Source organism: Pseudoalteromonas sp. S3178 (assembly GCF_005886985.1).
GTDB lineage: Bacteria > Pseudomonadota > Gammaproteobacteria > Enterobacterales > Alteromonadaceae > Pseudoalteromonas > Pseudoalteromonas carrageenovora.
Genome location: NZ_PNCW01000033.1, coordinates 17,797 through 29,549 on the forward strand (window position 1 = coordinate 17,797; position 11,753 = coordinate 29,549).

The window sequence follows — 11,753 nt, forward strand, 5'->3', positions numbered from 1 at the left end:
TAAATGTTGTAAATCTTGGCTTAGATGCCAGTTAAGTCTGTTCTTACAAGAACAGGTCGGGTCAAAGATCAGCAAGCTGAGGAACCCCATGGCTTACTCTTATTCTGAAAAGAAACGTATCCGTAAGGATTTTGGTAAACGTCCACAAGTTTTGGATATACCTTTCTTACTGTCGACGCAGTTAGAATCGTTTAAAAAATTCTTAGTCCCGGACGCTGATGGCGATCATGGTTTGGAAGCTGCCTTCCGTTCTGTGTTCCCAATTAAAAGCTACTCGGGAAATTCTGAGCTTCAATACGTAAGTTATCGTATTGGTGAGCCAGTATTCGATGTAAAAGAATGTCAAATTCGCGGTGTGACTTATTCTGCTCCACTTCGCGTGAAACTGCGTCTTGTAGTTATGGACAAAGAAGCTCCAGGCACAGTTAAAGACATTAAAGAGCAAGAAGTTTACATGGGCGAAATTCCGCTCATGACCGATACCGGTACTTTTGTAATCAATGGTACAGAGCGTGTTATCGTTTCTCAGCTACACCGTAGCCCTGGTGTATTCTTTGATAACGACCGCGGTAAAACCCATTCATCGGGTAAAGTATTATATAACGCTCGCGTTATACCTTACCGTGGTTCATGGTTAGACTTCGAATTTGATGCAAAAGATAATCTATATGTACGTATTGACCGTCGTCGTAAATTACCGGCGTCTATCATCCTACGTGCACTAGAGTATTCTAGCGAACAAATCCTAGATATGTTCTTCGATAACACTGCGTTTGAAGTAACTGACGGTAAAGTTCTTATGGAACTTGTGCCTTCACGTTTACGTGGTGAAACTGCCGCTTTTGATATCAAAGGCGAAGACGGTGAAGTACTTGTTGAAAGCGGTCGTCGTATTACGGCTCGCCACATCAAGAGCATCGAGAAGAAAGGCATTAATCAATTAGAAGTACCACATGAGTACATCATTGGCCGTATTGTAGCTAAAAACTATGTTGATGAGTCAACAGGTGAAGTTATTGCAAACGCTAATGACGAGCTATCTCTAGAATTGATGGCTGAATTGGTTAAAGCTGGTCACACTAAAATTGATACGTTATATATCAATGAAGTGGACAGCGGTGCTTACATGTCAAATACATTGAACATTGACTCTTCAAGCAACCGTTTAGAAGCGCTAGTAGAAATTTACCGTATGATGCGCCCAGGCGAGCCACCGACGAAAGACGCGGCTGAAGCCTTATTCGAGAACTTGTTCTTCTCTGAAGAACGTTATGACTTATCTACTGTAGGTCGTATGAAGTTCAACAGCCGTGTTGGTTACGATACCGATACAGGCCCTGGCACATTAAATAAAGAAGACATCGTGTCTGTTATGAAAGTATTAATTGCTATTCGTAACGGTCAAGGCGATGTTGATGATATTGACCACTTAGGCAACCGTCGTATACGTAGTGTTGGCGAAATGGCTGAGAACCAATTCCGTGTTGGTCTAGTACGTGTAGAACGTGCTGTACGTGAGCGTTTAAGCTTAGGTGACCTTGACGCGATAATGCCACAAGATCTTATTAACGCTAAGCCTATTTCGGCAGCGGTTAAAGAGTTCTTCGGCTCGTCTCAGTTATCACAGTTTATGGACCAAAATAACCCGCTATCAGAAGTAACGCATAAGCGTCGTATTTCTGCATTAGGTCCGGGCGGTCTAACTCGTGAACGCGCTGGCTTTGAAGTACGTGACGTTCACGTAACTCACTACGGTCGCGTATGTCCAATCGAGACTCCTGAGGGTCCAAACATCGGTCTAATTAACTCATTGTCTACGTACGCACGTACAAATGACTATGGTTTCTTAGAAACACCTTACCGTAAAGTGGTAGACGGTGTTGTAACTGATGAAGTTGATTACCTATCAGCCATTGAAGAAGGTCAGTTTGTTATCGCACAGGCGAACTCAAACTTAACTGAAACCAATGAGTTTGTTGATGAACTTATTCCATGTCGTCACAAAGGTGAATCTACCTTTATGGGTCGCATGGACCAGCAATATATGGATGTATCACCACAACAGGTGATCTCTGTAGCGGCAGCACTTATCCCGTTCTTAGAACACGATGATGCTAACCGTGCATTGATGGGTTCAAACATGCAACGTCAAGCAGTACCAACATTGAAAGCGGATAAGCCGTTAGTAGGTACTGGTATTGAGTTAACACTAGCGAAAGATTCTGGTGTAACGATTGTTGCTAAACGTGGTGGTGAAGTAATGTATGCTGACGCAAGTCGCATCGTTGTAAACGTACATGAAGAAGAACGCATTCCTGGTGAAGCGGGCATCGACATCTACAACTTAACCAAATACACACGTTCTAACCAAAATACATGTATTAACCAAAAACCAACTTGTATGGTTGGCGAACCGGTTACTCGTGGTGACGTGTTAGCAGATGGTCCTTCGACTGACTTAGGTGATTTAGCCCTTGGTCAAAACCTGCGCGTGGCATTCATGCCATGGAACGGTTACAACTTCGAGGATTCAATCTTGTTATCAGAGCGCGTAGTTGAAGAAGATCGTCTAACGACTATCCACATTCAAGAACTACAGTGTGTTGCCCGTGATACTAAATTAGGTCCTGAAGAGATCACTGCAGATATCCCGAATGTGGGTGAGTCTGCACTAGGCAAGCTTGATGAGTCAGGCGTTGTTTATATCGGTGCTGAAGTTAAAGGCGGCGATATCTTAGTAGGTAAAGTGACTCCTAAAGGCGAGACGCAATTAACACCTGAAGAGAAGCTACTGCGTGCTATCTTCGGCGAAAAAGCGTCTGACGTTAAAGACAGCTCTTTACGTGTACCAAATTCTGTAACTGGTACTGTAATTGACGTACAAGTTTTCACCCGTGATGGTGTTGAAAAAGATAAACGTGCGTTAGAAGTTGAAGACATGCAGCTTCGCGAAGCGAAGAAAGACTTCAACGAAGAGTTCCGCATTTTAGAAGCTGGCGTTTTAGGACGTGCTCGCAAGTTACTTGTGGATTCAGGCTTCGAAGAAAGCAACTTAACGTCACTAAATGCTGAAAAGCTACTTACTCAAAGCCTTGCTGAAGAAGACAAGCAAGCTGAACTTGAGCAATTAGCTGCACAGTACGATGAGCTTAAAGCTGAATACGATAAGAAGTTTGAAAACAAACGTCGTAAAATTACCCAAGGTGATGACTTAGCACCAGGTGTACTTAAGATTGTTAAAGTATACCTAGCTGTTAAACGTCGTATCCAACCGGGTGATAAAATGGCGGGTCGTCACGGTAACAAAGGTGTTATCTCGACTATCGTACCAGTAGAAGATATGCCATACGATGATAAAGGTCGTACGGTAGATATCGTACTAAATCCACTAGGTGTACCATCACGAATGAACATCGGTCAGATCCTTGAAACACATATGGGTCTAGCTGCACGTGGTATTGGTGAGCGCTTAGAGGAAATGATGAAAGAACAACGTGAGCTTCATGAGCTACGTGAATTCATCAAGCAAGCTTACGAAATCGGTGAGTCTCGTCAAGAAGTAGATATTGCAAGCTTCTCTGATGATGAAATTCGTCGTTTAGCTGAAAACTTAAAAGGTGGTTTACCAATCGCTACTCCTGCATTTGATGGCGCGAAAGAAGACGAAATCAAAGACATGCTTGAGCTTGGTGGATACCCAAGAAGTGGTCAGGTTACACTCTATGATGGCCGTACTGGCGATCAGTTTGAACGTCAAGTAACTGTTGGTTACATGTACATGCTTAAACTTAACCACTTGGTTGATGACAAGATGCACGCACGTTCTACTGGTTCTTACAGCCTTGTTACTCAGCAGCCGCTGGGTGGTAAAGCACAGTTCGGTGGCCAGCGTTTTGGTGAGATGGAAGTATGGGCACTTGAAGCTTACGGTGCTGCTTACACTCTACAAGAAATGCTAACAGTGAAATCGGATGACGTGAACGGTCGTACTAAGATGTATAAAAACATCGTTGATGGTAACCATAAAATGGAACCAGGTATGCCAGAATCGTTCAACGTATTGTTGAAAGAAATCCGCTCACTGGGTATCAACATCGAGTTGGAAGAAAATTAAGCCAATTAGATGCTGCAGTTAACGCTGCAGCATCTGTTACGGCTGAATAGAATGTAGGGACGAGATTATCCGTCCTCAAGATTAACTCCGACAGGAGAGCTAAGGTGAAAGACTTACTTAAGTTTCTGAAGCAACAAAATAAGACCGAAGAATTCGATGCAATTCGCATTGGTCTTGCTTCACCAGACATGGTTCGTTCATGGTCATACGGTGAAGTAAAGAAACCTGAGACTATTAACTACCGTACTTTCAAGCCTGAGCGCGATGGCTTATTCTGTGCCCGTATTTTCGGCCCAGTGAAAGATTATGAGTGTTTATGTGGTAAATATAAACGCCTTAAACACCGTGGTGTGATCTGTGAGAAGTGTGGCGTTGAAGTTACACTTACTAAAGTGCGTCGTGATCGTATGGGTCATATCGACCTTGCGAGCCCAGTAGCGCATATATGGTTTTTAAAATCATTACCGTCACGTATTGGCTTAATGCTTGATATGACGCTTCGTGATATTGAACGTGTTCTATACTTCGAATCATTCGTAGTAACTGAGCCTGGTATGACAACGCTTGAGCGTGGTCAGCTTTTAGGTGAAGAAGAATACCTAGATTCACTTGAAGAGCACGGTGATGAGTTTGAAGCTAAGATGGGTGCTGAAGCAGTATTAGACTTGCTTCGTGAACTTGATCTTGCTCAACTAATTGCAGAAATGCGTGAAGAGTTACCAACAATTAACTCTGAAACTAAGCGTAAGAAGATCACTAAACGTCTTAAATTAATGGAATCGTTCCACCAATCAGGTAATAACCCTGAGTGGATGATCATGACAGTACTTCCAGTATTGCCACCTGATCTACGTCCATTAGTACCACTAGACGGTGGTCGTTTTGCGACTTCTGATCTAAATGACCTTTACCGTCGTGTTATTAACCGTAATAACCGTCTTAAGCGTCTATTAGATCTAGCTGCACCAGATATTATCGTACGCAACGAAAAACGTATGTTACAAGAAGCGGTAGATGCGCTACTTGATAACGGTCGTCGTGGTCGTGCTATAACAGGTTCTAACAAACGTCCTCTTAAATCTCTTGCTGATATGATCAAGGGTAAGCAAGGTCGTTTCCGTCAGAACTTACTAGGTAAGCGTGTAGATTACTCTGGCCGTTCTGTAATCACGGTTGGTCCTACACTTAAGCTTCATCAATGTGGTCTTCCTAAGAAGATGGCACTTGAGTTATTCAAACCGTTTATCTATGGCAAATTAGAGCGTCGCGGCATGGCTACGACAATCAAAGCTGCTAAGAAGATGGTTGAGCGTGAAGTAGCGGAAGTATGGGATGTATTAGACGAAGTAATTCGTGAACATCCAGTATTACTTAACCGTGCACCAACACTTCACCGTTTGGGTATCCAAGCGTTTGAACCTGTGCTTATCGAAGGTAAAGCGATTCATTTGCACCCATTAGTATGTGCGGCTTACAACGCCGATTTCGATGGTGACCAAATGGCGGTACACGTACCGTTAACAATCGAAGCGCAGCTTGAAGCACGTGCACTAATGATGTCTACAAACAACATCTTATCTCCTGCGAATGGTGAGCCAATCATCGTTCCTTCACAGGATGTTGTATTAGGTCTTTACTACATGACGCGCGATCGCATTAATGCGAAAGGCGAAGGCATTGTATTTAAAGATCCTAAAGAAGCAGAAAAAGCATACCGTAGCGGTAATGCAGAACTTCACGCTCGCGTGAAAGTGCGTATCAGCCAATCAGTTAAGAACGAAGACGGTGTAGTAGAAGATACTATTACTATCATCGACACTACTGTTGGTCGTGCGATTCTGTCTCTAATTTTACCTAAAGGTATGCCGTTTGAGTCAATCAACCAAGCATTAGGTAAAAAGCAGATTTCTAGCTTATTAAACGAGTGTTACCGTCGTCTAGGTCTAAAAGACACTGTTGTGTTTGCTGACCAAGTTATGTACACCGGTTTCCACTACGCAATGAAGTCAGGTGTTTCAATTGGTATCGATGACTTAGTTATCCCACCTGTTAAAGCACAGATTATTGAATCAGCTGAGGCTGAAGTAACTGAAATCAACCAACAATTCCAATCAGGTCTTGTAACGGCTGGTGAAAAGTACAATAAAGTTATCGATATCTGGTCACGTGTAAACGAAAACTTATCACGTGAAATGATGGCTAACTTGTCAAAAGACATGGTTATTAATGCTAAAGGTGAAGAAGAAGAGCAACCGTCATTTAACTCAGTGTTTATGATGGCCGACTCTGGTGCTCGTGGTAGTGCCGCTCAGATCCGTCAGCTAGCAGGTATGCGTGGTCTAATGGCACGTCCAGATGGTTCAATCATCGAGACTCCAATCACGGCTAACTTCCGTGAAGGTCTAAACGTACTTCAGTACTTCATCTCAACGCACGGTGCGCGTAAAGGTCTTGCCGATACAGCACTGAAAACAGCGAACTCGGGTTACCTAACGCGTCGTTTAGTAGACGTTGCACAAGATTTGGTAATCAACGAAGACGACTGTGGCACAGAAGATGGCTTAACAATGAAACCGCTTATTGAAGGTGGTGATGTTGTAGAAGCACTTCGTGAACGTGTTCTTGGTCGTGTTGTTGCTGAAGATATCGTTATTCCAGGTACTAACACAGTACTTGTTGAACGTAATATCATGCTCGATGAAAAACTGTGTGACCTTTTAGAAGAGCACTCAGTAGATGAAGTTCGCGTACGCTCAGTTATCACATGTGATAACGACTTTGGTGTATGTGCTAAGTGTTATGGTCGTGACCTTGCACGTGGTCATATCATCAACGCGGGTGAATCTGTAGGTGTTATCGCGGCGCAGTCAATCGGTGAGCCGGGTACACAGCTTACGATGCGTACATTCCACATCGGTGGTGCGGCATCAAGAGCGTCAGCTGAAAATAATGTACAAGTTAAAACTAACGGTACATTAAAACTGCACAACGCTAAATATGTATTAAACACTGACGGTAAGATTGTTATTACCTCACGTTCTACTGAGATCACTATCATTGATAGCTATGGTCGTGAAAAAGAGCGTTATAAAGTACCTTACGGTGCGGTATTAACAGTGCAAGACAATGCTGAAGTTCAAGGTAACGACATTGTTGCTACTTGGGACCCGCATAGTCACCCAATTGTTCTTGAGCATAAGTCAAAAGTATCGTTCAGCGATATCGATGACTCAAATACAGAGACACAAACCGATGAACTAACCGGTTTAACTCGTATTGTTGTTAAAGACCTTGCTAAAGCCAATGCGAAAGAACCTAAGCTTATCATCGAAAGTGAAGAGCGCGGTCTGCAAGAAACACGTTTACCTTCATTCACTACTATTGAAGTGACAGATGGTGCGACTGCAAACCCTGGTGACGTGTTAGCACGTATTCCACAAGAAGGTTCGAAAACTCGTGATATCACGGGTGGTCTACCACGCGTAGCCGACTTATTTGAAGCGCGTAAACCTAAAGAGCCGGCTATCTTAGCTGAGATCACAGGTACTATTAGCTTCGGTAAAGAAACTAAAGGTAAGAAGCGTTTAGTTATTACTCCAGCTGAAGGCGATCATTACGAAGAAATGATTCCTAAGTGGCGTCAACTTAACGTGTTTGAAGGTGAGCAAGTGTCTAAAGGTGAAGTTATCGCCGATGGTCCTGAATCACCACATGACATCTTACGCCTACGTGGTGTGACTCATGTTGCTAACTACATCGTTAACGAAGTGCAAGAGGTTTACCGTTTGCAAGGCGTTAAGATCAATGACAAGCACATTGAAACAATTATCCGTCAGATGATTCGTAAATGTACAATTATACACGGTGGTGATACTGAGTTCTTAGCGGGTGAGCAAATTGAAGTAGCTCGCGTTAATATCGCTAATCGTGACCTTGAAAAACAAGGTAAAATCCCAGCGAAGTTTGAAATACAACTTATGGGTATCACGAAAGCATCACTTGCAACAGAATCTTTCATCTCAGCAGCGTCTTTCCAAGAAACAACACGTGTTCTTACAGATGCAGCAGTGAATGGTAAGAGCGATGAGCTTCGCGGTCTGAAAGAAAACGTAATAGTGGGTCGTTTGATCCCAGCCGGTACCGGTTTTGCGTATCACCAGGATCGTATGGCACGTCGTAAGCAAAGTTTAGTTGTTGAAGAGCAAACAGTAAGTGCAGAAGAGGCAACTCAAGCACTAACTGATGCTTTAAACGCTGATTTGTCTGGAAATCAATAAACTGTTCTTAATCAATAGATTAAGTGATAGTAAGGCAGATATATTCTGTCTTGCTATCAGTTTAGGTTGACAGGTTAAACTTTGCTCATTAAAATTCCGCCACCCATTTACTTGCATGTATGTTACAAGCTTGTAAAAAGGGCGGATTTTTTTATTTTTTTTCAGTAGTAATTTTAATTTCAGGAGCTATTTAAATGGCAACTATTAACCAGCTAGTGCGTAAGCCACGTCGTAGCAAGGTTACTAAAAGTAACTCAGCTGCGCTTAAAGCGTGTCCGCAAAAGCGTGGTGTATGTACTCGCGTATATACAACTACACCTAAGAAACCAAACTCGGCGTTACGTAAAGTAGCTCGTGTACGTTTAACTAACGGTTTCGAAGTAACTTCATACATTGGTGGTGAAGGTCATAACCTTCAAGAGCATAGTGTAATCCTAATCCGTGGTGGTCGTGTTAAAGATTTACCAGGTGTGCGTTTTCACACTGTACGTGGTGCACTTGACTGTGCAGGCGTTAGCGACCGTCGTCAAGCTCGTTCTAAATACGGTGCAAAACGCCCTAAAGGCTAATTGTTTTCCGTTAGTAAGGCCAAGCACTAAATATTATTAATTATTGTTTTGGGTGATTGTTCCAAAAGGACAAACCTGAATAAACCGGAGATACAAAATGCCTAGAAGACGCGTAATAGGTCAACGTAAAATTCTTCCAGATCCTAAGTTCGGATCGGAACTTCTTGCTAAATTCGTTAACATCGTAATGTTAGACGGCAAGAAATCTACTGCTGAAAAAATTGTTTATGGTGCGCTAGACGTGGCTGCTGAGAAATCAGGCAAGTCGCACCTAGAAATCTTTGAAACTGCACTTGATAACATCCGTCCACAGGTAGAGGTTAAATCTCGCCGTGTTGGTGGTTCAACTTATCAAGTACCAGTTGAAGTACGTCCAGTACGTCGCAACGCATTAGGTATGCGTTGGTTAGTAGACGCTGCACGTAAGCGTGGCGAAAAATCTATGGGCTTACGTTTAGCTCAAGAAATCGTTGATGCTGCTGACAACAAAGGCACTGCGGTTAAGAAACGTGAAGACGTTCACCGTATGGCTGAAGCGAATAAAGCATTCGCACATTACCGTTGGTAATCTGTCCTTAACCTTTAAGAGGATCATATGGCACGTACAACTCCACTTGAGCGCTACCGTAATATCGGCATAGTAGCTCACGTAGATGCAGGCAAAACCACCACAACAGAACGTGTTCTGTTCTACACGGGTCTTTCTCATAAGATCGGTGAAGTACATGATGGCGCCGCAACTATGGATTGGATGGAGCAGGAACAAGAGCGTGGTATCACAATCACTTCTGCTGCAACAACGTGTTTCTGGAAAGGGATGGACGCTCAATTTGACGACCATCGTATCAATATTATTGATACTCCAGGACACGTAGATTTCACTATCGAAGTAGAGCGTTCTTTACGCGTATTAGATGGTGCGGTAGTTGTTCTTTGTGCTTCATCAGGTGTACAGCCGCAAACTGAGACAGTTTGGCGTCAAGCGAACAAATACGAAGTTCCGAGAATGATCTTCGTAAATAAAATGGATCGCACGGGCGCTGACTTCTTAACGGTTGTTAGCCAGGTGAAATCTCGTCTTGGAGCAACGCCTGTTCCAATCCAGTTGCCAATTGGCGCTGAAGACGACTTTAAAGGTGTAATTGACCTTATAAAAATGAAAGCCATTAACTGGAACGAAGCGGACCAGGGTATGACTTTCTCTTATGAGGCAATACCGGCAGAACTTCAAGAGTTAGCTGAAGAATGGCACTCTCATTTAGTTGAAAGTGCAGCTGAAGCCTCTGAAGAACTAATGGATAAGTACTTAGAAGGTGAAGAGTTAAGTGAAGCAGAGATTAAATCTGCTTTACGTCAACGCACATTAGCGAACGAGATTGTTCCAATAACGTGTGGTAGCGCATTTAAAAACAAAGGCGTTCAAGCTGTGCTTGATGGCGTTGTTGAGTACATGCCAGCACCAACACAAGTGAAACAAATCCAAGGTATCTTAGAAAATGGTACTGAGGAAGAACGTCCAGCTGATGATAAAGCGCCGTTTGCTGCACTTGCATTTAAGATTGCAACAGACCCGTTTGTTGGCACTTTAACCTTTTTCCGTGTTTACTCTGGTACTGTTAAACAGGGTGACGCGGTTTATAACCCAGTTAAAAGTAAGCGTGAGCGACTTGGCCGTATCGTACAGATGCATTCAAACTCACGTGAAGAGATCAAAGAAGTTTACGCAGGCGACATCGCGGCAGCTATTGGTCTTAAAGACGTAACAACAGGTGAAACACTGTGTGATCCGAATTCTATTATTACGCTTGAGCGTATGGAATTCCCTGAACCAGTTATCTCTGTTGCGGTTGAGCCTCGCACAATCGCTGACCAAGATAAGATGGGTATCGCGCTAGGTAAACTAGCGGCAGAAGATCCTTCTTTTCGCGTACAAACTGACGAAGAATCAGGCCAGACTATAATCTCTGGCATGGGTGAACTTCACCTAGATATCATTGTCGACCGTATGAAACGTGAATTCAGTGTTGAATGTAACGTTGGTAAGCCGCAGGTTGCATACCGAGAAGCTATTCGTTCAACTGTTAAAGTTGAAGGTAAGTTTATACGTCAATCAGGTGGTCGTGGTCAATATGGTCACGTCTGGGTTAAACTTGAGCCGATGGATATTTCGGATGATGAAGCACCAATTTACGAGTTCGTTAACGAAACTGTAGGTGGTTCTGTTCCTAAAGAATTTATCCCTGCGGTAGACAAAGGTCTCCAAGAGCAAATGTCTCAAGGTGTACTGGCAGGCTACCCATTACTTGGCGTTAAAGCGACTTTATATGATGGTTCATTCCATGATGTAGACTCGAATGAAATGGCATTTAAAGTAGCAGGTTCAATGGCAATGAGAAATGGGGCGCTAGAAGCTGACCCTGTATTATTAGAGCCAATGATGAAGGTTGAAGTAATCACTCCTGACTCAAACATGGGTGATGTAGTTGGCGACCTTAATCGTCGTCGCGGCATGATCGAAGGCATGGAAGATGCAATAGGTGGACTTAAGCAAATTAATGCACAAGTTCCTCTTTCTGAAATGTTTGGTTATGCAACTGCTTTACGATCTGCGACACAGGGCCGTGCCTCATACTCTATGGAGTTTTTGAAGTACGCTGAAGCCTCTAAAAATGTTGCAGATACAATAATTTCAGCTCGCGCTGTAATATGATTTTAGCTTGTCTGGCTCAATAGTGAGTCAGGCTTTAATTTCTTAATTAGGAATTTTTTAAGATGGCAAAAGAAAAGTTTGAA

General features: G+C 43.1%; 5 protein-coding genes. All 5 read left to right on the forward strand.

Annotation, left to right across the window (positions count from 1 at the left end):
* Positions 1-88 precede the first annotated feature (88 nt).
* The 5 genes from rpoB (at position 89) to fusA (ending at position 11,670) form a co-directional block, all read left to right on the forward strand.
* Positions 89-4,114 carry a DNA-directed RNA polymerase subunit beta gene (gene rpoB, locus CWC11_RS10770; protein WP_138682689.1) on the forward strand — a complete coding sequence of 1,342 codons (4,026 nt, stop codon included), beginning with the start codon at positions 89-91 and terminating at the stop codon, positions 4,112-4,114.
* 104 nt (positions 4,115-4,218) lie between these two features.
* Positions 4,219-8,391 carry a DNA-directed RNA polymerase subunit beta' gene (gene rpoC, locus CWC11_RS10775; protein WP_138682690.1) on the forward strand — a complete coding sequence of 1,391 codons (4,173 nt, stop codon included), beginning with the start codon at positions 4,219-4,221 and terminating at the stop codon, positions 8,389-8,391.
* Between the two features lie 194 nt (positions 8,392-8,585).
* Entirely contained in the window at positions 8,586-8,960 is a 375-nt protein-coding gene (gene rpsL / locus CWC11_RS10780; protein WP_002958885.1) for a 30S ribosomal protein S12, read from the forward strand.
* 97 nt (positions 8,961-9,057) lie between these two features.
* Positions 9,058-9,528 (forward strand): 30S ribosomal protein S7, encoded by a 471-nt coding sequence (rpsG, locus tag CWC11_RS10785; protein ID WP_010392135.1) that lies wholly within the window; start codon positions 9,058-9,060, stop codon positions 9,526-9,528.
* Between the two features lie 27 nt (positions 9,529-9,555).
* Entirely contained in the window at positions 9,556-11,670 is a 2,115-nt protein-coding gene (gene fusA / locus CWC11_RS10790; protein ID WP_104643435.1) for an elongation factor G, read from the forward strand.
* Positions 11,671-11,753: the final 83 nt, after the last annotated feature.

Excerpts from the sequence above, each read along its gene's own strand:
- rpoB (WP_138682689.1), top strand. The coding sequence starts at position 89 with ATGGCTTACTCTTATTCTGAAAAGAAACGTATCCGTAAGGATTTTGGT.
- rpsG (WP_010392135.1), top strand. The coding sequence starts at position 9,058 with ATGCCTAGAAGACGCGTAATAGGTCAACGTAAAATTCTTCCAGATCCT.
- fusA (WP_104643435.1), top strand. The coding sequence starts at position 9,556 with ATGGCACGTACAACTCCACTTGAGCGCTACCGTAATATCGGCATAGTA.
- rpsL (WP_002958885.1), top strand. The coding sequence starts at position 8,586 with ATGGCAACTATTAACCAGCTAGTGCGTAAGCCACGTCGTAGCAAGGTT.